At 57.9% G+C, this 23,628-nt stretch carries 15 protein-coding genes and 3 pseudogenes; 16 read left to right on the top strand and 2 right to left on the bottom strand.

Annotated features, from left to right (window positions below):
• From CPY51_RS27430 to CPY51_RS27355, 15 genes and pseudogenes are all read left to right on the top strand, one after another.
• Entirely contained in the window at nucleotides 1-2,400 is a 2,400-nt protein-coding gene (locus CPY51_RS27430) for an FdhF/YdeP family oxidoreductase (protein WP_111163395.1), read from the top strand.
• A 22-nt stretch (nucleotides 2,401-2,422) separates the two neighbouring features.
• Nucleotides 2,423-3,028, top strand: coding sequence for a c-type cytochrome (locus CPY51_RS27425; RefSeq protein ID WP_111163394.1), 606 nt, complete (start codon nucleotides 2,423-2,425; stop codon nucleotides 3,026-3,028).
• A gap of 17 nt (nucleotides 3,029-3,045) precedes the next feature.
• A complete protein-coding gene (gene coxB, locus CPY51_RS27420) occupies nucleotides 3,046-4,023 on the top strand; it encodes a cytochrome c oxidase subunit II (RefSeq protein WP_244598801.1) in 978 nt (325 codons plus the stop codon).
• Complete coding sequence (gene ctaD, locus CPY51_RS27415) at nucleotides 4,020-5,918, top strand: cytochrome c oxidase subunit I (protein ID WP_111163392.1); 1,899 nt, start codon at nucleotides 4,020-4,022, stop codon at nucleotides 5,916-5,918. Before coxB ends, ctaD begins: the two co-directional genes overlap by 4 nt.
• Entirely contained in the window at nucleotides 5,915-6,517 is a 603-nt protein-coding gene (locus tag CPY51_RS27410) for a cytochrome c oxidase subunit 3 (RefSeq protein ID WP_111163391.1), read from the top strand. Before ctaD ends, CPY51_RS27410 begins: the two co-directional genes overlap by 4 nt.
• A 295-nt stretch (nucleotides 6,518-6,812) precedes the next feature.
• Nucleotides 6,813-7,691: a cytochrome c oxidase assembly protein gene (locus tag CPY51_RS27400; protein WP_111163389.1), complete on the top strand. Its 879-nt coding sequence runs from the start codon at nucleotides 6,813-6,815 to the stop codon at nucleotides 7,689-7,691.
• Nucleotides 7,684-8,103, top strand: coding sequence for a c-type cytochrome (locus CPY51_RS27395; protein ID WP_111163388.1), 420 nt, complete (start codon nucleotides 7,684-7,686; stop codon nucleotides 8,101-8,103). Before CPY51_RS27400 ends, CPY51_RS27395 begins: the two co-directional genes overlap by 8 nt.
• Before the next feature lie 534 nt (nucleotides 8,104-8,637).
• Nucleotides 8,638-9,798: a glycosyltransferase family 4 protein gene (locus tag CPY51_RS27390; protein ID WP_111163428.1), complete on the top strand. Its 1,161-nt coding sequence runs from the start codon at nucleotides 8,638-8,640 to the stop codon at nucleotides 9,796-9,798.
• Nucleotides 9,799-9,871: 73 nt separating this feature from the next.
• Nucleotides 9,872-12,235: a UDP-galactopyranose mutase gene (glf, locus tag CPY51_RS27385; RefSeq protein WP_111163427.1), complete on the top strand. Its 2,364-nt coding sequence runs from the start codon at nucleotides 9,872-9,874 to the stop codon at nucleotides 12,233-12,235.
• Nucleotides 12,228-15,470 (top strand): glycosyltransferase, encoded by a 3,243-nt coding sequence (locus CPY51_RS27380; RefSeq protein ID WP_111163387.1) that lies wholly within the window; start codon nucleotides 12,228-12,230, stop codon nucleotides 15,468-15,470. Before glf ends, CPY51_RS27380 begins: the two co-directional genes overlap by 8 nt.
• Nucleotides 15,467-17,722, top strand: coding sequence for a glycosyltransferase family 4 protein (locus tag CPY51_RS27375; RefSeq protein ID WP_111163386.1), 2,256 nt, complete (start codon nucleotides 15,467-15,469; stop codon nucleotides 17,720-17,722). The genes CPY51_RS27380 and CPY51_RS27375 overlap by 4 nt, the downstream gene beginning before the upstream one ends.
• An 81-nt stretch (nucleotides 17,723-17,803) precedes the next feature.
• On the top strand, nucleotides 17,804-18,178 hold the full coding sequence (locus tag CPY51_RS27370) for a type IV secretory system conjugative DNA transfer family protein (protein ID WP_111163385.1): 375 nt from the start codon (nucleotides 17,804-17,806) through the stop codon (nucleotides 18,176-18,178).
• 150 nt (nucleotides 18,179-18,328) lie between these two features.
• Entirely contained in the window at nucleotides 18,329-20,737 is a 2,409-nt protein-coding gene (locus CPY51_RS27365) for an arylsulfatase (protein WP_244598800.1), read from the top strand.
• Between the two features lie 25 nt (nucleotides 20,738-20,762).
• Complete coding sequence (locus tag CPY51_RS27360) at nucleotides 20,763-21,164, top strand: hypothetical protein (RefSeq protein WP_111163383.1); 402 nt, start codon at nucleotides 20,763-20,765, stop codon at nucleotides 21,162-21,164.
• A 24-nt stretch (nucleotides 21,165-21,188) separates the two neighbouring features.
• Nucleotides 21,189-21,575, top strand: a pseudogene (locus CPY51_RS27355) (plasmid pRiA4b ORF-3 family protein); the annotation flags it as partial.
• Nucleotides 21,576-21,897: 322 nt separating this feature from the next.
• Here CPY51_RS27355 and CPY51_RS27350 read toward each other — a convergent pair.
• Together CPY51_RS27350 and CPY51_RS27345 are read right to left on the bottom strand one after the other, a co-directional pair.
• Nucleotides 21,898-22,803 (bottom strand): magnesium transporter CorA family protein, encoded by a 906-nt coding sequence (locus CPY51_RS27350; RefSeq protein WP_244598799.1) that lies wholly within the window; start codon nucleotides 22,801-22,803, stop codon nucleotides 21,898-21,900.
• Between the two features lie 348 nt (nucleotides 22,804-23,151).
• Nucleotides 23,152-23,265 (bottom strand): annotated as a pseudogene (locus CPY51_RS27345) (DUF892 family protein); the annotation flags it as partial.
• Nucleotides 23,266-23,425: 160 nt separating this feature from the next.
• On the opposite strand from CPY51_RS27345, the pseudogene CPY51_RS27340 reads away from it, so the two are divergent.
• Nucleotides 23,426-23,628, top strand: a pseudogene (locus CPY51_RS27340) (PepSY domain-containing protein); the annotation flags it as partial.

Here is a 23,628-nt window from a genome sequence, read left to right as displayed (position 1 = left end):
ATGGCAGGCAAACCGAAAGATCGGCCTAGGGTAAAACCATATAAAGGACCTGCGGGAGGCTGGGGCTCTGCGAAATCGGTGACAGAGATATTGTCGCGCGAGCATAGGCCGCTAAGTGGCGCAAAGCTTCTCGCCCAACAGAACAAACCGGAAGGCTACATGTGCGTGAGCTGTGCGTGGGGGAAACCCGCCAAGACCCACCCACTTGAATTCTGCGAAAACGGAGCGAAGGCCACGGCCTGGGAAGTGACCAGTCGGCGTGCCGACAGGGCGTTCTTCGATAAGCACAAACTGGCTGACCTAGAACTTTGGCGCGATCACGATCTGGAAGAGCAAGGACGCCTGACCCATCCCATGCGTTGGGATCCACAGTCGGACAAGTATGTGGCGGTATCTTGGGAAATGGCTTTCGAAGAGATCGGCCGGGAACTGAAGGCGCTCGATCCTCACGCCGTCGATTTCTATACATCCGGCCGGGCTTCGCTGGAAACAAGCTACATGTACCAGCTATTCGCGCGCATGTACGGAAGCAATAACCTACCCGACAGCTCCAACATGTGTCATGAGAGCTCTTCCGTTGCGCTCCCCCAAAGCATTGGCGCTTCGGTGGGAACAGCGATCCTTTCCGATTTCGAAAACACCGATTGCATCTTCTACATCGCGCAAAACGTCGGAACGTCGTCGCCGCGAATGCTTCACGATCTTCAGGATGCCGTCGATCGCGGTGCGAAGATCGTTACGTTCAACATGCTGCGCGAGCGGGGACTCGAGCGCTTCATCAATCCGCAGTCACCGAGCCAGATGCTGACCGGAAGCGAGACGAAGATTTCGTCGTACTACTATCAGGTTAGAAATGGTGGCGACATCGCCGCGCTTTTCGGGGTCTGCAAGGCGCTTATTGAAGCAGATGACGCCCTGAAGGTTTCAGCGACTTCAAGGGTCGCCGGCAAGGACGGAATTCCGGCCGACCCATCGAACGCCGCGATGGTTGCCTTTGCCGCATCGATCGCATCAGCGGACAAGAAGCACGTCCTCGATCATGATTTTATCAAAGAGCATACATGCGGTTTTGACGTATTCGCGTCGGCCGCCCGCAAATACGAGTGGGACGAGCTCGAGCGTGTTTCGGGCTTGACGCGTGAGGAGATGATGCAGGCGGCAGCCATCTACGGGAAATCCGACGCTGTGCTCACGATCTACGGAATGGGTCTGACCCAGCAATTGATGGGCGTGCAGAGCGTCCACATGGTCGTCAACCTCGCCCTCCTTCGCGGCAACATCGGCAAGCCGGGAGCCAATATCTGCGCGGTGCGCGGACATTCGAACGTCCAGGGTCAACGAACCGTTGGCATCACGGAGAAGCCGGGATTAGTACCGCTCGACAAGCTGTCCGAACTTTACGGCTTCACGCCACCTCGCTGGACCGGGCGGTCGTCGGTGGAGACCTGCAAGGCCATGATGGATGGAGAGGCCCGCGCCTTCATCAGCCTGGGTGGCAACTTCCTGAAGGCGGCACCCGAGACTGAAGCGGTCGAAGCCGCGTGGCGGAAACTTCGCCTCACCGTGCAGATCGCCACAAAACTCAATCGAAGCCACGTGTTGCATGGCGAGGTCGCATATCTGCTTCCATGCCTCGGCCGCATCGAGGTCGACGAGCAGGCGACGGGACCGCAGGCGGTGTCGATCGAAAGCTCGGTCGCACATTTCCATGGGTCGCGCGGCAAGATCAAGCCGGCAAGCAAGGAACTGCTGTCCGAACCGGCGATCGTCGCCGGGCTGGCGAAAGCGACATTGGGCGATACCGTCGTCCCGTGGGATCAATGGGTCGGAGACTATGAAACGATCCGCAACGCCATAGAGGCGACCTATCCAGAAACCTTCAAGGAGTTCAACAAGCGGCTCTTTCAGCCGGGAGGGTTCCCAAGACCCCTGCCCGCGCGGGAGCGCAAGTGGGTGACCAACAGCGGCAAGGCGAATTTCATTACGCCGGAGCGTCTTTTCCCAGAGCTGTCGACCGCATCCCGTACCGATGTCCTCCATTTGGCGACCCTTCGCTCCAACGACCAGTTCAACACTACGATCTACGGCTATAGCGATCGGTTCCGCGGTATCGAAGGCACGCGAAAAATCGTATTCATGAACGTGGCAGACATCGAGGCACTGGGCCTATCCAACGGCATGAACGTTGACCTGGCCACGGCGATCGACGAGAAAACCGTGCGCAGGGTCACGGGTTTGCGCGTCGTCGAGTATGGCATTCCCAAGGGGTGCTGCGCGGCATATTATCCAGAGACAAACCCACTGTTTCCCCTGCAGCACCACGACGCTCAATCGAAGACGCCGTCCTACAAACTATTGCCGGTTTATGTGACACCCTCCCTTGAAACTCCTCGCGATTGACCGTCTCAGCTTGGAAACGACGATGACTATCGACAAACCAACAAGGACGCGGGGCCAGGTTCTTTCGGCAACTGCATTTGGCGTTTGTCTTTTGATTGCGGCGGCGGTCGGATGGGAGCGACAGGGTCGAGAGTTCAGGTTGGATCCGCCAGTTGCTCAAGAACTTGACAAGATACGCTTGATGCCGAACGGCATCAGCGGCGCCCCGCCGCAGGTCTATTATGCGCTCGGGCAAGCATACGAGGCGGACAGCTATAATTTGAGCGAGGGAAAGCGTCTCTACGCGTGGTTTGGCTGCAGCGCCTGTCACGGCGACGGTCGGGGGGAAGCCGGCCCATCCTTTCTCGATGGCTGGTGGCTTTACGGACCGGAGATGGTGTCGGTCGTTTCCTCGATCAGGGATGGACGGCCTCATGGAATGCCTTCGTTCCGCGACAGAATGACGATCGAGCAAATCTGGCAGCTCGCGGGCTACATACAGACGATTGGTGCTTACAAGGCCAAGGTTGCCGCTCCGAGCCGAGACGACGCCAAGTTCACGCGGCCGGCTGAAAACCGAGCGCCGGCGGAAGGTCTTTTCCAGGAAGGACCGGTCGGGACGCACCCCGAGCAGGGGCCAACGCCATGAAGAGGACGCGGAGTTTAATGCCGGTGCTGTTAGTTGCATTGCTCGCAGGCTGCGCCGGCACGCAATCCGCGCTCGACGTACACGGGACATCCGCGGTCCATCTGAAGCATCTGATATTTGCCGTGGTGGCAGTCTGCACGACCATATGGATCGCTGTCATGGCTGTGCTCGCCGCCGCGATCCTTCGTTCACGCAGGCGCGATGCCCATACCCCGGATGCATCTGAAAAACGTATGAGCATGATTATCGCCGGTGCTGTTTGCCTTACGGTCGTGATCGTCGCCGGACTGACCCTTGGCAGCTTTTACACGACGCGGGCGATGGGCGAGATCGACAAAAGTGACCTCACCATCATCGTTCGCGCAGAGCAATGGTGGTGGCGCATCACCTATCCGGATGGCGGCGCGGCGTTAGCATTTCAGACAGCGAACGAGATTCATGTGCCCGTCGGAGGAAACGTCCGCCTTCAACTTGAGAGCGCCGACGTCATCCATTCGTTTTGGGTTCCGAGCCTCGCGGGTAAACAGGATCTTGTCCCCGGTCGAACCAACTTCCTGTCAATACGTGCGGAGCGGCCTGGCGTCTATCGCGGCCAATGCGCCGAATTCTGCGGACTGCAGCACAGCCACATGGCCATGTTGGTGATCGCCGAAGACGAAGCAGATTTTAAGCGTTGGCAAGAAGCACAGCGTCAGGACGCCTATCCGATTGTCGCCCAGGAAGTCGCCGCCGGCAAAGCGTTGTTTCTCACCAAGCCTTGCGCGGGTTGCCACACGATACGAGGATCCGGCGCCAAGGCGACGACGGGTCCCGACCTGACGCATGTTGGCAGCCGCCAGACCATCGCAGCCGGACTGCTGGATAGAACGCGCGGGTCGCTCGCGGCATGGATTGCCGACCCGCAGACCCTGAAGCCCGGCAACAACATGCCCATGGTCCCGCTGGGAAGCGACGAACTCCGCGAGATCTCCGCCTACATGGAGAGCCTCAAATGAGCGACGATCTACGCGATGCCGGTCTTGCCGATGACGAATTGCAGATGCGCCTCGGGAACATCTGGAAGACGCCCAACGGTCTCTGGGGCGCGCTTTCGACCGTCGATCACAAGATTATTGGGCGTCGCTACATCGTCACAGCATTCGTCTTTCTGCTTCTGGGCGGCATCCTGTCGCTTGCCATGCGGCTTCAACTCGCTCGGCCGGAAGCTCGTTTTATCGGGCCCGACCGCTATAATCAAATCTTCACGATGCATGGCACGAACATGATGTTTCTATTCGCCGTTCCGGTTATGGAGGCGATGGCCGTTTATCTCGTGCCGCTGATGGTTGGAACCCGCAACATTGCTTTTCCACGGCTGAATGCATTTTCCTACTGGATGTTTTTAGCTGGTGGGATCCTTCTTTGGGTCGCGTTCGCGCTCGACGTTGGTCCCGACGTCGGCTGGTTCGCCTACGTTCCGCTATCGGGTCCGCAGTACGGCGTTGGGAAACGGGCCGACATATGGGCCCAGATGATTACGTTCACGGAAGTTTCGGCGCTCGCAGTCTCCGTCGAGCTTGTTGTAACCGTTTTCAAGCAGCGCGCGCCCGGAATGTCACTTGATCGCATACCTTTGTTTGTCTGGTCGATGCTGGTGACGTCGTTCCTCGTGATACTGGCGATGCCGGCGATCATGGTCGCCAGCACTTCACTCATCCTCGACCGGCTTGTCGGTACACAGTTCTTCAATCCTGCGGAAGGCGGCGATGTCCTCCTTTGGCAGCACCTGTTCTGGTTCTTCGGCCATCCGGAGGTCTACATCATTTTTCTGCCGGCTGTCGGCATGGTCTCAACGATCGTCGCAACCTTCGCCCAGCGACCGGTATTCGGCTATCTGGCGATGGTGATGGCCCTTGTCGCGACCGGCGTTCTTGCCTTCGGATTATGGGTTCACCACATGTTCGTTGCCGGCTTGCCGCGTCTCGGCGAAAGCTTCTTCACCGCCTCAAGCATGGCGATCGCTATTCCCGCCGGATTGCAGATTTTTTGCTGGCTGGCCACCCTATGGTCGGGACGTCCCATCTTCAGGACGCCCTTGCTGTTCGTCATAGGATTCATGATCATCTTTGTGATCGGGGGGATGACCGGGGTCATGGTTGCCTCGGTGCCCTTCGACACACAGGTCCACGACACCTATTTCGTCGTCGCCCATTTCCATTACGTGCTGGTCGGGGGCGCGGTCTTTCCTTTGCTGGGAGCGATCTACTACTGGTTCCCGAAGTTCACGGGGCGGATGATGAGCGAGCAGCTTGGGCGATGGGTCTTTGGACTGATTTTTGCAGGATTTAATCTCACGTTCTTCCCCATGCACATCCTCGGTCTCCAGGGCATGCCCCGTCGTATCTACACCTACCAGCCGGAGATGCCATGGGCCGGGCTGAACCTGTTCATCAGTCTTAGCTCGCTCATTCTTGCTACCGGTTTCTTGCTGTTCTTCATCGACGCATTGCGCAGCGCACGATCCGGTCCGATCGCGAGCGCCAATCCTTGGGAAGCCTCGACGCTGGAATGGGCGACCTCCTCGCCACCGTCGCCTTACAACTTCATTCGTATCCCAGTCGTCAGCGATAGCGAGCCCCTGTGGAACAACCCTTCCGAGATCGCCGTCGCCAGTGGACTTCGCATCAATCGGCGCGAACTTCTTATAACAAGCGTCGTTGCGGCGATGCCGGAGGCGCGGGAATCCTCTCCCGGACACTCGATCTGGCCTCTCTGGGCGGCGATCGCGACGAGCGTCGTCTTGATCTGGTCGATCTACACACCCTGGGCCGTCGTTTTTGGATCGATTCCGGTCGCCATCGCACTGATTATGTGGTTCTGGCCCAAGGGGGTTGCCGAGGACGAGTCATGAAGCAAAAGGTCGTTCTTGACGTTGGGGATCTGACCCCTCACGGTATGGGCACCGCAAGCCCGTCCTGGTGGGGAACGCTCGCCTTCATGCTGATTGAAGGCACCGGTTTCGCTCTCGCGATCATCATCTATCTTTATCTGATGAGCCTGGCTGCGAAATGGCCGATCGAGGCCCCCGCCCCCGACCTGCTGCCGGGCTCTCTGATGACCGGTCTCCTTGCAGCAAGCGTCGTACCCAATATGTTTTTGGCCCGCTGGGCAAAGCGCCAGGACAGGGTCAGGGTACGCTTCGGACTTATCATCATGGCCATCCTTGGCGTCATACCGATATTCATCCGCGCCTTTGAGTTTCCAGCGATGCACATAAGCTGGGATCAGAACGCCTATGGATCGATTGTGTGGCTGGCACTGGGGCTTCACACGACGCATCTCATCACCGATCTGATAGAGACCATCGTTCTCTTGTGCTTGATGTTTACCCGCCACGGCGACAACCCTCGTCGCTATGGCGACGTCGGAGATAACGCGATGTACTGGAACTTCGTCGTCGCGACGTGGATTCCCGTCTACCTCTGTCTTTACTGGATACCCCGCCTATGACCGGATCCCGAATCCAGCTTGGAAGTCTGGTAATCGTCATGTGCGTCTGGGCTGCCAATTTGGAGCTCGGCCAGATCTTGCCGCATTTGGACTGCCAGGCACGATCCCTTTGGAGCATCGCTGCTTCCGCCGTTGCGCTCTCCGTAGCGCTGTTGGTCACTACGATCTCGACCCAGATCGGGCGGTCGATGCGGGGCGAAAGCAATCGAGTTCCCTCCTTGATGATCGCGCTCGGAGCGCTCCCGTTCATTTTCGCAATCTTGATGCAAGGAGCGGCGTCCATGCTCGTAAACCCATGCCAATCTTGAGTGCAATCCCAGCATTGCTGATATCCGCCACTTCGGCGCTAGCACACGGCAACGAGACGAACGGCGATGGCGACGCATGGACCTTCGATCCTTGGGTTGTCATCCCATTGCTTATCGCCGTCAGCCTCTACGCAGTGGGCTTCGCCAAACTCTGGCGCCGAGCTCACCTTGGCCGGCTGCAATTGGTCCAACGCGCGGTTCTTTACGGGACAGCCATGCTCTCGCTCATTGGAGCCCTGATTTCGCCGTTGCATTCCTTGGGGGAACACCTGTTCACCTTCCATATGATCGAGCACGAGATCGTCATGGCAGTTGCAGCACCGCTGATCGTGCTTGCGCGCCCGATGGCAACTCTACTTTGGGCCCTTCCGCGAGATGTCAGGCAGCAAGTCGGCGACCTGATAAGCGGAAGAATTTCGCGCCGAATCTGGAACTGCATAACCTCCGGCACGATAGCGACAGTCGTTCACGCGGTCGCCATTTGGCTTTGGCACCTTCCCGTGTTGCTCGATGCTTCAGTCTTGGATCTGACGGTTCATCGACTGCAGCACCTAAGCTTTCTGCTGACCGCGCTATTGTTCTGGTGGTCAGTCATATGGCGAAGTCAGCGCGGGGTCGCGGCCTGGCACATCTTTGCAACCATGGTCCACACCAGCCTCCTTGGCGCTCTTTTGGCACTCTCCCCCCGCGTGCTCTATCCGTTTCAAACGCAATTTGCAGCCGACTGGGGTCTGACATCGCTAGAAGACCAGCAGTTGGCGGGAATTCTGATGTGGGTGCCTGCTGGAACAGTCTACGCTGGCGCGGCACTTGCCTTGATGTGGCTACTGGTTGCAGATTCGAGCAAAGGAGGTGTTCATGTCTAATGTTTTTGTTCGCGTCCAACGCTTCAAGGTCCTCGGCGGAACGATTGCGGTCGTGCTTGTCTTTGCCATCTTCCTGGCGGCAAACGCGATATCCACCTGGCGAACGGAGGGGAACGTAGGGGCCGCCCTTTCTAGCGGTGATGCGTCTCTAGCGCCCCAGCTTTTTCGCCGATATGGTTGCACAGGTTGCCACACCATCCCCGGCATTCCCGGTGCGGATGGGCAGGTCGGAGGACCATTGGCCGGCATCTCGAAGCGGGTCTACATCGGTGGTATTCTGCCCAACTCGACCGAGAACCTCGTTGGCTGGATCGTGTCGCCTCAGCGCTATTCGCCCCACACGGCGATGCCGGCGACCGGGATATCGGACGCCGAGGCTAGAGACCTCGTGGTATATCTTTATTCCCACTGAGTGGCCCACGCACCTCTCCGGCGCGCGAGGCACGCAGTCCATCTTCGCGCCCGAGTGGGTCCCTGACGACCTATACGAGGCGGCAGGCAACGATCCATCAGTCGTAAGATGCGGATTCCCCCAAAGGGTTGGGGCCGGGCCAGTCCGCTCGCCGCACGCCGACGCTGCACGCTCTTTTCGTCTAGGAGAGTTCCATCACAACGTCTCTACCTCTTGGCTAACGCAGAGGTGCACGGGCAGCCGCGCATTTCGGTCGATGTTAGCTTCAGGCAATGTGAGCAATGCGAAAAACCCTTACCCGCACTCACCGCAGTTCGCGGCGATCGGCGCACCACTCCTGCTGCCCGACGGGCATTCCTGATGATTGTAGATGCCATTGGCAGGCGATGACGCCACGGGCGTTCCGCGTCTTTGTTCATGGCTTGCACGATGCCCGCCTGGAGCTTTGCAGCCGTCGCCCTTGCTCGTCGATGCGGGAACCAAAAGGCAATCAACGGTGTTGAGGCAGTGCTCATCATACCGTGGTACCCCCAAATGCAGTCATCGAAAACCACACCGGCCGGCTTGAGGCGAATAGTCGTCATCAGCGATTTCCAAAGTGGCAGGTGGGAAGACGCAGAGTTCGCTGCGGTGGAATGGTTTCGCGAACAATGGCTGTGCGGAAATCGGGGGCTCGCTCCTCAGCCAGTTCCGCGGGAAAGTGTGGAAGTCACGGGAGGTTATCTCGAACGTCTTCCGCTTGCGGTCGTAAAGGAAGGTTTAGCAGATTGTGGGGAGATCTGGACCCACCGCCGTGGTGCGATCCCAATTCGTGGGTCCGATAGCAACCCACTCCTTACCCATCGCACGTTTCAGATGGCCAGGCCAGGCGCACCGTTTGCTTCCAATGACATGCTTGGGCATATCGAGGCCTTTGGGCCTCCGTCCATCTTGTGCGTCTGGGGTCTTGGCGTCGGTGAGGACGTGCTATCGGCTTGTAGCAGCAGTTTCAAAATCTATAACTCGATCGACGCGTGCGCCTTGCGCGTGCCTTCGAAGGTAAGCCGGCATTTCGATCTCGTGCTAACTGGCTCCGAATGGCAGTCAGAGGTGGTACGCGAACGCCACCCGGCCATCACCACCGCTATCTTGCCGATTGGACCTGAGTTCGCATCTGAAATGACCTTCAAACCACTCAACTTGCCCAAGACCTACGACGTAATCTACGTTGCAGCGGCGCAAGCTTACAAGCGTCATGACATTTTGTTTGAAGCCCTTGCAAAGCTGCCTCGTTCAGTTCGCACACTTTGCGTCTGCGGCTATGGAGAGTTGATCGGCGCATTCCGCCGTCAGGTCGTTGAGCTCGGTATTGACGTGGATTTCGTCGGGCCGCCAGGGGTGCCGTTCGAAGAAGTCAACAGGCTTATGAATCAAGCGCGCCTGGGCGTGGTTTGCGGCGTCGACGACGGCGCGCCGGCGATCTTAACGGAATATATGCTGGCTGGGATACCGGTGCTTGCCAACAGTGAGCTGCGTTGTGGCCTGCAATATATCACTCCGACCACAGGGCGGACCGCTTCAGCGGAGAATTTTCACCACGGTATCGGCGATACGCTGCGAAGATTGGCTGAATTTAATCCGCGACAAGCTGTGCTCCAGAATTGGACCTGGCCTCATAGCGTGCGCAAGCTCAGTCGGCTCATTGCGAGCGCTTAACCAGATAAAATTGGCGCGTCGGAACATAACTCCCGATCAATGGTTCGGAATCTGTATGATCGCGAGGCATTCGATGAACCTACTAAACTCCGTCCCCCAGCTATCCGACAATAGTCTGTTGGACAACGCGCCGCTCATTTGTTTTTCGCACCTGAGATGGGACTTCGTACTGCAGAGACCACAGCATCTGATGGATAGGTTCGGGCGCGAGCGCCAGGTTTTCTACTTCGAAGAGTTCATTCCCACCGACCATCATCTCGCTTATCTAGAGATACATCCGTTCGAAGGAACCACCGTCAAGGCAATCCGTCCGCGCGTCCCACACTTATGGGATGAGCGCAAGCGAGAAGATGCCCTTCGTCGATTGCTGGATGATCTTATCCTGCTTGAAGGGGGCAGGCGTCCGATCCTCTGGTTCTATACTCCGCTAATGTTTGCATTCGCGCGCCACATCGATGCTGTTGCGGTTGTTTACGACTGCATGGACGAACTGGCTAATTTTAAGTTCGCGCCTGCTAACCTCAAAGCTTCCGAACAGGAGTTAATGGCCAGCGCTGACCTCGTTTTCACAGGGGGGCTCAGCCTTTATGACGCAAAACGGGGCCAGCACGACAACATCTATCCATTTCCATCCGGTGTCGACGCCAACCATTTTCGCGCGGCGCGCGACTGGTCGGTCACAGAACCGGCCGACCAGGCTATCATCCCGCACCCTCGTCTCGGCTACTACGGCGTCATCGACGAGAGGCTAGATCTACAACTGATCAAAAGCGTCGCCGCAGCCAGGCCGGACCTTTCGTTCGTTTTTCTGGGGCCGATCTTGAAGATATCGCCGGAGGAAGTGCCGAAGGCGGCCAATATTCATTACCTTGGCCAGAAGGCCTACACGGATCTGCCCGCCTATCTCTCAGGTTGGCAGGTGGCTTTGATGCCGTTTGCGCTGAACGAAGCCACCCGCTTCATTAGCCCGACCAAGACCCCCGAATACCTCGCCGCCGGTCGCCCGGTGGTTGGAACACCGATCGTCGATGTTGTGCGAGGCTACAGTGAAGTTCCGGGCGTTTTTCTAGCAGACGACGCGGAAGCATTCGCTGCTGGATGCGATGCGGCCTTGAGCATGGCCCGCTCCGACACCGCATGGCTTCAGACGGTTGACCATATGCTGTCGCAATCATCCTGGGACACGACATTCGAGAAAATGTCCGCCTTGCTTCAGCAAGTGCCGGCCCAAAAGGTCGTCTCGACCTTTGCACCTCAGAGATCAAACCTGCGGACCCCTTTCGGTGGTCAAAAAGATACATACGACTATCTGGTTGTCGGCGCTGGGTTTGCGGGAGCGGTTCTCGCCGAGCGCCTAGCGGCTGACGGCGGCAAGAAAGTGCTCGTCTGCGACAAGAAGCGGCACATCGGTGGTAACGCGTATGATCATTACGATGACGCCGGAATCCTCGTTCACAAGTACGGGCCGCACATATTTCATACGAACAGCGAAGATGTCGCGACATATCTATCGCGCTTCACCGCGTGGCGGCCCTACGAACATCGAGTGCTTGCAAAGATCGGCGATCTCCACCTCCCAATCCCGATCAACCGTACGACGCTGAATGCCCTTTACAATCTGAATCTTACCACCGAAGCCGCGGCGGCGCGCTTTTTGGCGGATCGTGCAGAGCCTGTTGACCCGGTGATGACGTCACGCGACGTTGTTATATCGCAAGTCGGCACCGAGCTGTATCGGATTTTCTTCGAAGGCTACACCCGCAAACAGTGGGGCTTGGACCCATCGGAACTTGACCGATCGGTAACGGCGCGGGTTCCCACTCGCACCAACTTAGACGACCGCTACTTCCTGGATCGCTTTCAGGCCATGCCGCTTGATGGCTACACGCGCATGTTCGAGCGCATGCTGGATCACGAAAACATCACCGTTATGCTCGACACAGATTTCGCCGATCTCAAGCAAAAACCCTTGGCAAAGCATACGATCTTTACCGGGCCGATCGATGAGTATTTCGACTATCGCTTCGGGTGCCTGCCCTATCGTAGCCTGGAATTCAAGCACGAGACGCATGATACGCGACGGCTGCTGCCGGTCGCGGTTATCAATCATCCCTCCGAAAACGTGGCTTATACCCGCGTCACGGAATACAAGCATCTGACGGGGCAGGTCCATCCGAAGACAAGCATAACTTACGAGTATGCGCGCGACGAGGGAGACCCCTACTACCCAATCCCGCGTCCGGAAAACCAGGCGCTCTACAAGAAATACGAGCGTCTCACACATGGACGTGAAGACGTGACGTTCGTCGGTCGCCTCGGAACCTACAAATACTATAATATGGACCAGGTGGTTGGGCAGGCGCTGGCAACCTACCGCCGACTGCAAGCTCGTTTTGCCGCGCCCTCCAAAGCGCTTTCCGGCGTCCAGCATGACTAGGAAGCCGCGCGTCGTTTTGGCAACCGACAGCATCGACCCGTCTGGGATGGGGGAACACATGCTTGCGCTCGGTCGAGCTCTCGGCAAGCGATGGGATGTCACAATCGCGTTGATGGCAGTAGACCCCAACCGCTTGCTTCTCGCGCGTGCTGCTCGCCACGGGCTCGGGATAAAGCTTGCGCTAGACACCGACGAATTAACCGACTGGTTGTCCAGATCGAACATCGACATTTTGCACGTACATGCAGGGATAGGATGGGAGGGACACGAACTCACCAGAGCTGCAAGCATCTCCGCCATTCCAGTCATCCGTACCGAACATCTTCCTTACCTCCTCACCGACCCAGAGCAGATCAACCACTTCCGACGCGAAACCGAAAGAGTAGCGCATCATATCGTCGTCTCCGAGGCATCGCGGTGCAGCTTCGTTGAAGCGCAGGTCGCGCCCTCGCGATTGACGCTGGTTCGAAACGGCATCTTTCCAAGCCGTGCGGAGAAGCCACGATCCGAATTGGTGGAAGAACTCGGCCTGATCGGCAAAATTGTTCTTCTGACAGTCGCCCGGTTCACAGAGCAAAAAGATCAGGCATCGTTGGTGCGCGCCCTCCCGGAAATTCTGAAGGCCAACCCGTCCGTGATACTGCTTTTTGTCGGGTCAGGCCCGGAGAAGGAACGCGTGAGCGCCTTGGCGGATGAACTGCGATTGTCCGGTCAAATTCAATTTCTAGGTCAGCGATCCGATGTGGCAGAGATTATGGCGATTGCGACCCTGTTCATTCTTCCGTCACGTTTCGAGGGCCTTCCCCTAGCCATCCTCGAGGCCATGTCGCTTGCCGTGCCGGTTGTTGCAACACGAATAGGTGGAACGCTGGAAGCCTTGGGGGAAGACCACCCTTATTTAGCCGAGCCCGACAACCCCCCCTCGCTCGCCTCGCTTGTCAATCACGCGCTCCGAAATCCCAAGGTTGCCGCGACCATTGGCAGGGCGGGCCGCGAACGTTTCAGACAAAACTTCTCCGTCTATCGAATGGCTGATGAGACCGGGGACGTCTACCAGCGGTTCCTCGCCCGCCCGACAAAGCAAATGCAAGAGGATGAAACCATGACGAAAACACGGCTGGGCTTCATCGGCGTCGGAGGAATAGCCCATCGGCATCTGGACATTCTTGGTAGCTTCGAGGACGTCGAGATCGTTGCGTTCGCCGACCCGGATCTTCGCCGCGCGGACCAGGCAGCAATGCGCTTCGGAGCCAAATCGTTCGGTCATCACCGAGAAATGCTCGACACCCAGCAGCTCGATGCCGTCTACATCTGCATACCCCCTTTCGCCCACGGCGAGCCCGAGCGCGATCTTATCCAACGCCACATTCCATTCTTCGTCGAGAAGCCTGTATCGCTCGACCTGGCGCTTGCCGAAGAATTGGCTAAGGAGATATCGAAAACCAACCTCATTACAGGCGTTGGCTACCATTGGCGCTATCTGGACATCGTCGATGAGGCCCGGAATCTGCTGGTCGACAATCCCGCGCAGTTGCTATCGGGCTATTGGCTGGATTCAACGCCGCCTCCGCAATGGTGGTGGAAGCAAGACAAGTCGGGTGGCCAAATGGTCGAGCAGACAACCCATCTGCTAGACCTTGCCCGGTTTCTCGTCGGCGAAGTGACGGATGTGTACGGACGCAGCACTCACAAGGACAGATCGGAATTTCCGGGCCTCGATGTGCCGACCGTCACGACCGCAAATCTTACATTCGACACCGGTGTCGTTGCAAACATAGCCTCGACCTGCCTTTTGGGCTGGAGTCACCGCATTGGGCTGCACATTTTCGCCGATAAGCTTGCAATCGAGCTGACCGATCGGGACATCATGATCGATATTGGAAGGGGGAGACCTGTTCGTGCCGCGGATGGCGATCCGGTTTGGCGAGAGGATCGTGATTTTATCGATGCCGTACGCGGCGGCGAAAACCGCATCCGCTGCCCGTATAGCGACGCGGTCGCTACCCACCGGTTGGCCCTTGCTGTCGTGTCCTCGGCTCGCACCGGGGAGCCTATCCGGTTTGATACGCCGCGCATTAAGCGAGATTTAGCCCCCTTGCAAGCTCAGCCGCGGCAGTTTGAGCCACAGTGTCTTCAGCCCGGCCATCGCAAAATACGTTCGCTTGGCATCGAAGAGCCCGGCCGAGCCTACTTCTTCGAGTATGAAGAAGGCCCGCCTGCCGACGGACGTGTGAAGCTCGATACGATCTACACCGGTTTGTCAGCCGGAACCGAGCTGACATTCATGAAAAATTCCAATCCCTATTTCCGCTCCCGTTTTGACGCCGGTCGGGGGGTGTTCGTCGAAAACGAGCCAGATTTGCGCTATCCGGTGCCATTCCTTGGTTACATGGAAGTCGCGCGCGTCACTCAGTCCCGAGACCTTGGCTTTTCCGACGGCGACGTGTTGGCGGCAAGTTACGGCCACAAGACCGGTCATACCGCGGACCCTTTTGACGATCTCCTGATCCCTTTGCGCCAGGAGATTGACCCTGTGCTGGGCGTCTTCGTTGCCCAAATGGGCCCGATCGCCGCCAACGGCATTTTGCACGCCGACGCGGAAACGTTTGGGGCTCAAGTACCGACACTTGGCGCGGGCGTTGCCGGGCGGCCAGTGATCGTGATCGGAGCTGGGACCGTAGGGCTGATGACGGCACTCTTTGCGCGATCGCTCGGCGCATCGGAAATTGTGATCACCGATCCGTCGGGTTTTCGCCGCGGAAAGGCGGAGGCAATGGGGCTCACAGCCATGACGGAAGAACAGGCGTGGCAGCATGCCAAGGCGCGCTGGCACGACGGAACAATGGGGCGCGGCGCGGACCTCGTCTTCCAGACGCGGGCTCATGCCCGCAGCTTACACACCGCACTGAAGGCCTTGCGGCCGCAGGGTACCGTCATCGATCTCGCGTTCTATCAAGATGGGGCAGATGCCTTGCGACTAGGGGAGGAGTTTCATCACAACGGCCTCAACATTCGCTGCGCCCAGATCAACCGCGTGCCCCGCGGGCTCGCGCCGCTTTGGGATCGCCGCCGACTTGCCGCCGCGACCGTCGACCTCATTGTCGCGGAGGGAAGAGCTATTCGCGAGCACATGATTACCCACATCGTCCCTATGGACGAAGCGCCCGCCTTCCTCAGCGATTTGGTCGAAAACCGGCCGGAGTTTCTGCAAGTCGTATTCAAGGTGGGAGGATGATGGTCGAACAAGCGCCGATGCGCATTCTTTTCGTATTCGCCTGGCTGGTCGTCGGTGGAGAAGAGACCGAGGTGCGGCTGCTTGCTGAACACCTTGACCGCCGCCGCTTCCACCTCGACCTGGTCGTTTGCTTCCGTAACCCGGAAATGCCCGAACAGACGCACCGGCAGCTCCGTGCCTTGGGGATCGACGTCGATACGACGCCTTACGAGCTGTCATTCGACGACACGGTCGTTTATCTCGCTGGAAAAATTCCAGGCTATGACGTCGTTGTCTCATGCCAGAACGTCGCTGATATCTATCCTGCATTGGAGCGTTTACATCTCCGGCCGCCCCTCATCGAACATGGCGGGCTCGTGTCAGAAGCGCTGGCTGGTCCGAAGCATTTGACCACGCGCTACGTTGGCGTTTGCCGCTCCATCCGCAACGCTGCCGCGTCCCGAATGCCTGGCCGCGAACACCATGCGGTCGAGATTCCCTCGATGGTCGATCTCGCGTCGTTCGACCCGGCACAGCGGGGCCAGAACCGAAACGCTCTACGCATAGCGGAAAACGAGAGTCTAATTGGCTGGGTGGGTCGCCTTGATCCAAAGAAGAACGTCGAGGTCTTCATCGAGGCAGCCGCATTGGTGCGTGCTTCAGAAAACTGTGCTCGTTTCGTGATCATCGGCGGTCCCGATACCTTCCTCCCGGAATATGCGGTGCAGCTCGAGGCCTTGGCAGCGAAACGTGGGCTGGGCGATGTGCTTCAGTTTCTGGGTGACCGAACAGATGTCCCGAGCCTGCTGTCGGCTTTCGACATTTTTGTCTGGCTTTCATCCGACGAAGGCATGCCGCACGTCATCGCCGAAGCGGGCGCGGCCGCCCTCCCCGTCATCGCGACGCCTGACAACGGCGCGAAACAGCAGATCGACGATGGAATATCCGGAGTGTTCGTTCCCTATGGGGACGCCGGTGCCGTTGCAACGCAGATGATCTCACTCATCCGCGACCCGACACGCCGGCGCGCCCTCGGCTTGGAGTTGCGCCGAAAGGTCGAGGCGAGCTATTCGGTGGAGGCAGTGTTGCCGCTATGGGAAGGGCTACTTTTGGATGTTTGTTGCCAGCGAAAGCCTGCCGGTCCAACCGGATTGTTCACATCGTTCATGCAGGGCGGATTTGAATGCTCCACCCATCGGCTCCGTCCGCGTCAGGACGAAGTATCGGGCCGTCGGGTCGATGTGATTGCCGCCGTCGGACACGATCGCCAGCCGGAAGACGACTATCGCCAACTTCAAGGTCTTGGGATCAGCTCGGTGCGCGACGGTTTCCGATGGCATTTGATCGAGAAATCCGGTGACTACGAATGGTCGAGCGTCAGGCCAATGCTCCGCGCAGCCGCGGCAACCAAAACTCAGGTAGTCTGGGACCTGCTGCATTATGGATGGCCAGATGATCTCGACATATGGTCGCCAGGTTTTGTCGACCGCTTTGCTCTCTTTGCCCGCGCATGTGCTCGCATCGTAAGGGAAGAGTCCGACGACATTCCTTTCTATTGCCCCGTTAACGAAATATCATTTTTCTCGTGGGGGGGAGGCGATGCCGGCTATTTGAATCCATTTGCGAACGGGCGGGGCTTCGAGCTGAAAGTACAGCTTGCTCGGGCGGCGATCGCGGCGATGGACGCCGTTCTTTCGGTGGATGCCCGAGCACGGTTTGTGCATTGCGAACCTGTGATAAACGTCGTGGCCGATCCGTCGCGACCGCAGGAACGACGCATTGCCGAGGGTCATCGCCAGTCTCAGTTCCAGGCCTGGGACTTGATCGCGGGAAGGATGTGGCCGCAGATCGGCGGCAATGAACGCTATCTCGATATTCTTGGGGTAAACTACTATTTCAATAATCAGTGGATCCATGGAGGCCCGCCGATCGACATCGGTCACGCGCTCTATAAACCCTTCAGCCAAATTTTGATCGAGACTTTCGCCCGATACGGTAAGCCGATCTTCATATCGGAGACCGGTACCGAGAACGAGAGACGTGCGTCCTGGTTCGAATATGTCGCTGGCCAAACCGGGCGCGCGATGGAATTGGGAGTGCCGGCCGAGGGCCTCTGCCTATATCCTGTTGTCAATCATCCCGGTTGGGACAATGATCGACCCTGTGAAAATGGCCTTCTTTCTTCGGAAGTCTCGTCATCCGGTCGGGACGTATATGAACCACTCGCCACGATGCTCCGGAAGGCATCGGAAAAGCTGAAATTGATTGGTTGAGCTTATTCATATCAAATTAATCAGGCTTCTCTGAGAGCCGGGGCGGTCTCTTCGGCAGCCCGACACTGAGGGACGTCCGCGATTCCCTCATCCAGTCGAGTTCGCAGCGGCATCTGCGCCAATGCGGTGAAGGAGACACGCTGGCTGTCCTGTCCGAACAATGCAGCGCTGGTGTCTCGGTCGAGCTTCGCGACGGACGATCTTGCTGCCGGCAACACCGCATCTTTATCGCACTCGACCTCAAGGTGCTGGACACACACCCGGGTCTGCGTCGTCATCGGCGCGCGGATGAACGCGATCTACAATCGCAATGTCGAGGTGACGGACAGGACTTCCTTTCTTCTCGATCAGGTGGCGCGCCTTGGCAATCTGCGCATGCTCGAAACCGCCCGCGACGCCGGCCGCAAGTATGGCATCGCCCTGACCTGCCCAGCATACCCTCGTTGCAGACGCTGACGTTCTAGTAACCGACGTCGTCGCCCCAGATCATCAAGATGTTGGCGTCACATTGCTCTCAAGCGGAGGTTATCGTCGAGCCTCCAGTTTGCACTTGCTAAAATTATGGTGCGAGAACAAGCTCTGAACTGGGGAAAAGGGGGAAGGGTCATGAAGCTTGCGGCATTGTTGGGCACTGCACTCACGCTGATCTCTTTTGACGTGACAGCATTCGCCGCTGAGGTGGTCAGCGGGACACTTGGCACACCGAGCGCGACAACGACAATTGACGGTCGACAAATTCCGCCGCCGCCAGGCCAGTTCGGCGGCAAGATCAATCTCGATGCGCTCCAGTCGACGCCCTATTGGCAGCCGCAAGTCGCGCCACCCAAGGGCGCTCCGAACGTCCTGCTGATACTGACCGATGACGTTGGATTTGCCGCTCCCAGCACCTTCGGCGGCGTCATTCCAACGCCGACGCTCGACCGGATCGCCACCATGGGTCTGCGATACACGAATTTCCATACGACATCGCTGTGCTCCCCGACACGCGCGGCGCTCATCACTGGCCGCAATCACCACTCGGTCGGCTTCGGCGTCATCGGTGAGGCATCGACCGGCTATCCCGGCTACGACAGCGTCATCACAGCAGACAAGGACACGATTGGCACGATCCTCAAGGCCAATGGTTATGCGACGTCATGGTTCGGCAAGAACCACAACACGCCATCTTTCCAGACAAGCCAGGTGGGTCCTTTCGACCAGTGGCCCATCGGCATGGGATTTGAATACTTTTATGGCTTTCTCAGTGGCGAGACCAACCAGTGGCAGCCGGACCTCTACCGAAACACCACCCGTGTCTATCCCTATCTGAACAACGCCACATACAATCTCACCACCGATATGGCCGACGACGCCATCAACTATCTCAATCAACTCAACCAGCTTGATCCTAAGAAGCCGTTTTTCCTTTACTATGCACCAGGGGGCACCCACGCGCCGCACCACCCGACCCCCGAGTGGATCAAGAAGATCAGCGACATGCATCTCTTCGACAAGGGATGGAACGCGTTGCGCGAACAAATCTTCGCCAACCAAAAAAGACTGGGCGTTATCCCGCAGGACGCGCAGCTCACACCTTGGCCGGATAAGATCATCAAGCCCTGGGAGCAGCTTTCGGCCGACGAGAAAAAGCTCTTCATCCGGCAGGCCGATGTCTACGCGGCCTTCCTCGCTTACACCGACAACGAGATCGGCAGGGTCGTCAAGGCCGTCGATGATATGGGCAAGCTCAATGACACGCTGATCATCTTCATCAGTGGCGACAATGGCGCTAGCGCCGAAGGGTCGCCTTCGGGAACGCCAAACGAGATGACCTTTTTCAATGGCGTCGACGTACCCGTCCAGGACCAGATGAAATTCTACGACGCCTGGGGTTCAGCGCTCACCTATCCGCATCATGCGGTTGGCTGGGCCTGGGCTTTCGACACACCGTTCAAATGGACCAAGCAGGTCGCATCCTATTTCGGCGGTATTCGCAACGGCATGGCCATCGCCTGGCCTGGTCACATCACGGATGCAGGCGGCATCCGCAATCAGTTCCATCATGTCATCGACATTGTGCCGACGATCCTGGAGGCAACCGGCATCCCTGCGCCCGCGACGGTCAACGGCATCACGCAAACGCCGATCGAGGGCGTCAGTCTCGCCTATACCTTCGACAAGGCAAACGCCAATCTGCCGTCGAAACATGTGACGCAGTATTTCGAGATGTTCGGTAATCGTGCGATCTACCATGATGGGTGGATCGCCTCCACAATGCCCTATCGTGAACCCTGGAACGGCACGGCTCCGACGCCGAAAGACATCGTCAACGGCGTCACCTGGGAACTGTTCGACTTGTCCAAGGACTGGACGCAAAACAATGATGTGGCGGCTGCCAATCCGGCCAAGCTGAAAGAGTTGCAGGATTTGTTCTGGGTCGAAGCCACGAAGTATCAGGTCTTGCCGCTGGACGCTTCTGCTCTGACGCGGTTCATTCTGCCCCGACCGAGCGTCGTCGCCGGACGCAACGACTTCATCTACACAAAGCCCATTGTCGGCGTGCCTCTCGGGACGGCCCCAAGCATCCTCAATAAGTCGTTCACGATTACCGCCGACATCGATGTGCCTACGGACGGCGGCAGCGGCATGCTCGTCACCGCAGGCGGTCGCTTTGGCGGATGGGGGTTTTATCTGCTCAAAGGGAAGCCAGTTTTTGTCTACGATCTACTCGACCTCGCCCGGCCAAGAGTGGAAAGCCCAGCCGCATTGACGCCTGGCATGCACAATGTTGTCTTCGCCTTCAAGTCTGACGGACCTGGCCTTGGCAAAGGGGGAACAGGCACGATCACCGTTGACGGCACCCAGGCCGCAAGCGGTACCTTTCCTCAAACCATTCCGTTTGCTCTTGAGGCGAGCGAGACCTTCGATATCGGTTCGGACACTGGAACGGGTGTGGACGATAACGACTATCAGGCACCGTTTGCGTTCACTGGCAAGCTCGGAAGCTTGAAGATCAAGCTTGAGGCGACACGCTGATGTGGCCACGGAAGAATTTCGAGCCATGACCACCGCCCGTCGCGGCACTCTTCTGTCCCTGTTTGCTGTCGTTGAAGGTGCGACCGGGCTCGCGCTAGTCGTGGTCCCGTCCTTGGTGGTTACTCTCTTGTTTGGGTCGACGTTGATAGCTCCGGAAGTCGCAGTGATCGGGCGAATTTGCGGCGCTGCGCTGCTCGCTGCCGCCGCAGCGAGCTGGGGCGCGAGAAACGACAACCGGCGTCATGGTCCTTTCGAACTACTGGTCGGCATTACGCTCTACAATTGCCTGGTCACCGCGATTTTTGTCTATTCCGCGCTTGTGCTGAAGATGATCGGCTTCCTGTTGTGGCCCGCGTCAATCTTTCATGCGGCGATTTCGATGTGGTGCTTGCTCGTCACATGGCGGGCGATCCGCGCCGCCTCGTAAGCTCGTGGGCGTAAGACCCTTGCGGCTCGCAACGTCTGCATTGCAGCGCTCATCGGCCGTGGGATCGCGACCTTCAACTACACCTATGACTTCGGCGATAACTGGCAGCACACGATCACGGCCGAAACAGTAGAGGATGGTTACCCTTCACTCGAATATCCGCGCTTCATTGGAGGTCGGCGCAGAGCGCCACCGAAGGATGCTGGCAGCACCTCTGGGTTTGAGGAATTCCTGATAGTCATGGCGAAGCCACGACATCCGCAGCATCCAAAGTTCGTGCGTTGGTATGGAGTCCGCTTTGACCCCGTCGATACCAGCGTTGATATCATTGAAGACCGTGTTGCTAAACTTGCCCGCCGTCGGACACTCGGAAAAGCTGGCTTTGCGAAGACCCAAAACCGGCAGCACTGACCAGATCTGAAAACACAGAACGAGGCAGCATGGGTTAGCGCAACTCCGCCCTGTACACCCTGAAATACGTCGCGGTGATGCTCGATGAGGACGAAGACTCCTTGCGAGAATGCTCGATTGAGATGTTCTCCGAGGATGGCTGCTTGTCTGCATATGACGCTGTCCAGGCTCAGAGCTCCGCGAGCACATTGTCTTGATCGCAAAGGCTTAAGATTTGCCCGCAGGCGGCAGGGATTTCTAAAATCTCGGCGTTCAGTGACCAACGATAGTTCGACCACCTTTCGCGCTTGCATTCCTTGACATGTATTCCACGGTCTAAGGCTCAAAACCAGCCGCGCTTCCAGAACCAGATCAGAGGCAGTACCGCACTGAGAATAATCGCGAGCCACGCCATGGGGTAACCCCAGCTCCAGCTGAGTTCTGGCATGTTTTTAAAATTCATGCCCCACACCCCGGCAATCAGGGTCGGCGGCACGCCGACAACCGACGCGATCGTCAGTACCTTGAAAATATCGTTTTGCTCAATCGTGATGTATCCAAGGACAGCGTCGAGCAGGAATTGGATTTTGTCCGAGAGGTGAGTTTCAAAATCACTCAACGACACCAGGTCCTTGGATACTGCGTTGAGACGATCGCTGTTTTCCTTGGCCAGCCAGTCGCAACCCACGTCGGCCGTATAGGACGCTATTCTTGCCACCCCCAGCAGCACATCTCTCGCCTTTGACAGGCGGTCACCAAGCGCGCCCACGCGTGAAAGAGTTTGGCGGAGCGTGGCAGAGGACTTGGCTGGATTTTTCAAGCTGGAAAGGTTACCGCGGAAGACCGCGCGCGAAACCTCGTCAATGCCAGAGCCCAGTTGTTCGAGGACGTCCGCGCCACGGTCGACGATGGCTTCCAAAAGCGCGATGAAGACACCGATGCTGCTGTTGAGTGTCTCGTCGGACGCGATCAACTTGACGACGGCGTCGAACGTCGGAAGCGCTTCGTATCGGATTGTTACCAGTATTTTTGGACCAAGGACGAAACCTGCGGCGGACACCTCGGCGTCCTCAAGCGTGGCATTGCCGATCACAGGCGTGGTGAGATAGAGATGTCCTTTTTCGCTTGAAAGCCTGCTGGATTCTTCGATCTCGCCAAGTGCCTCTCGTGTCGGAAGTCTTATTCCGACCTGACTTTCCACGAACATGCGCTCATCGTCGTTCGGGTCGAGCAGATCGATCCAGACCACCCGATCCGGGAGCGGGTCGGTCGTTCCGATTGATATGGAACGCTCTGTGTCGCGGTAAATATTCAGCACGTTCGATCCTTCTGAAGTGCCTGCGACTCTGTTCTGGCTAGCGCAACAGACGACGTTCGGCCCACCTCAAGTTCAAAGAGTCTCCCAAGGGACAACACGATGTCACGCCAACTTCAAGGTATGGCGGCAGCCGTAACAGAACAGCAGGTCCCGTAAAAGGCCCCGTCTAGGCGTGCAGGCGGAGTAAGTTTGTTTCGTTCGATGATTTAACCACTGAGTGGCACCGAGCGTCTGACTTAAGCATTGGCTCGTTGCTCCACCCCCTTCGTCGCTGAGTCATGCCGCCTTTAGGTCGGGTGCCCGCCCCGCGCGCGCCGCCTTAGGCAAAGCTTTCAGAACCTGGCGTTCGACGAAATAGATGTCCTTGAGAGTGTCAAGAAACACGTCGTCGATGTGTTTTGTCCACCATCGTGCTCTCCATCAAGTGATTACCGTCCCAATTAACTTTTTGTCGCAAGAATGGTTCGGGGACTTCCCGAATGGAACCAATCGCCGACCTCATGGTTCTAGCCTCAGGGATCCGTGAAACGATCCAATAACGTGAGGAAACACAATGAAAACAATAATCTTTGCTGCCGCTCTGTTCGGCGCTTCCGCTCTTACTTCCGTTGCCCAGACGGCAACGACGACGACGACCAACCCCGACACCCCGGCCGTCGCGACCCCCGACACGAAGAACCCGACAGCACCCGTCGCTGGCCACAACAGCTTTACAGAAGCGCAGGCCAAAGAGCGGATCGAGAAAGCTGGGTATAG

This window comes from Arminella tubonensis (genome assembly GCF_003240585.1).
Taxonomy (GTDB): domain Bacteria; phylum Pseudomonadota; class Alphaproteobacteria; order Rhizobiales; family Rhizobiaceae; genus Rhizobium; species Rhizobium tubonense.
The sequence above is the reverse complement of the archived record's forward strand: the minus strand, read 5'-3'. Positions and strand labels throughout refer to the sequence as shown.

Coding starts and splice junctions, on each gene's coding strand:
- CPY51_RS27430 (WP_111163395.1), top strand. CDS start 1: ATGGCAGGCAAACCGAAAGATCGGCCTAGGGTAAAACCATATAAAGGA.
- CPY51_RS27425 (WP_111163394.1), top strand. CDS start 2,423: ATGACTATCGACAAACCAACAAGGACGCGGGGCCAGGTTCTTTCGGCA.
- coxB (WP_244598801.1), top strand. CDS start 3,046: ATGCCGGTGCTGTTAGTTGCATTGCTCGCAGGCTGCGCCGGCACGCAA.
- ctaD (WP_111163392.1), top strand. CDS start 4,020: ATGAGCGACGATCTACGCGATGCCGGTCTTGCCGATGACGAATTGCAG.
- CPY51_RS27410 (WP_111163391.1), top strand. CDS start 5,915: ATGAAGCAAAAGGTCGTTCTTGACGTTGGGGATCTGACCCCTCACGGT.
- CPY51_RS27400 (WP_111163389.1), top strand. CDS start 6,813: ATGCCAATCTTGAGTGCAATCCCAGCATTGCTGATATCCGCCACTTCG.
- CPY51_RS27395 (WP_111163388.1), top strand. CDS start 7,684: ATGTCTAATGTTTTTGTTCGCGTCCAACGCTTCAAGGTCCTCGGCGGA.
- CPY51_RS27390 (WP_111163428.1), top strand. CDS start 8,638: ATGCAGTCATCGAAAACCACACCGGCCGGCTTGAGGCGAATAGTCGTC.
- glf (WP_111163427.1), top strand. CDS start 9,872: ATGAACCTACTAAACTCCGTCCCCCAGCTATCCGACAATAGTCTGTTG.
- CPY51_RS27380 (WP_111163387.1), top strand. CDS start 12,228: ATGACTAGGAAGCCGCGCGTCGTTTTGGCAACCGACAGCATCGACCCG.
- CPY51_RS27375 (WP_111163386.1), top strand. CDS start 15,467: ATGATGGTCGAACAAGCGCCGATGCGCATTCTTTTCGTATTCGCCTGG.
- CPY51_RS27365 (WP_244598800.1), top strand. CDS start 18,329: ATGAAGCTTGCGGCATTGTTGGGCACTGCACTCACGCTGATCTCTTTT.
- CPY51_RS27360 (WP_111163383.1), top strand. CDS start 20,763: ATGACCACCGCCCGTCGCGGCACTCTTCTGTCCCTGTTTGCTGTCGTT.